The organism is Grimontia celer, from assembly GCF_900055185.1.
GTDB lineage: Bacteria > Pseudomonadota > Gammaproteobacteria > Enterobacterales > Vibrionaceae > Enterovibrio > Enterovibrio celer.
In genome coordinates, this window is record NZ_FIZX01000050.1 from 1 (window position 1) to 563 (window position 563).

At 29.3% G+C, this 563-nt stretch carries 1 protein-coding gene; it reads left to right on the forward strand.

Annotated features, from left to right (window positions below; all coding sequences use genetic code 11):
• The coding region (locus GCE9029_RS27185; protein WP_197475432.1) for an RsmG family class I SAM-dependent methyltransferase at nucleotides 1-259 on the forward strand (259 nt) is incomplete at its 5' end.
• Nucleotides 260-563: the final 304 nt, after the last annotated feature.

Sequence of the window (563 nt, forward strand, 5' to 3'; positions counted from 1 at the left end):
TGTAGAAGGTTTAGGTTTACAAAACGTAAAAACTACCAACGGACGTGTAGAAGAAGTAAAAGATACTTACGATCTTATTGTAAGTAGAGCAGTGGCACAAATGGAAACTTTTGTTGGTTGGACAAAAGGCAAAATCGCTAAAAAACAAAATCACGATTCAAAAAACGGAATCTTATATTTAAAAGGTGGTGATTTATCGGAAGAATTAGAAAAATACACCTCAGCAACTATTTATATTTTACCAGATTTCTTTGAATAAGATTTCTACGAAACTAAAAAAGTAGTGCATTTAGGGATGAAATTTAAGTCGTAATTTTATATAATTAGCTGTTTTCCTATAATTCAGTATCTATTTAAAAACGTTGTCAATTCGAGTGATTTTAATGACTAAAAGGAATTAAAATAGTATCGAGAATTATGATTTTTCGCTACATATAAAAATCGAACCCTATAATTTCGCCTTTTTATTGTTTGTTGATTATTTTGCAGATATTTTGTCCGTTACCTAAAGCTCGGACTTTACTCCCACGCTCTTTTTATCTTGTTAAAAGAAAAAATAAAAA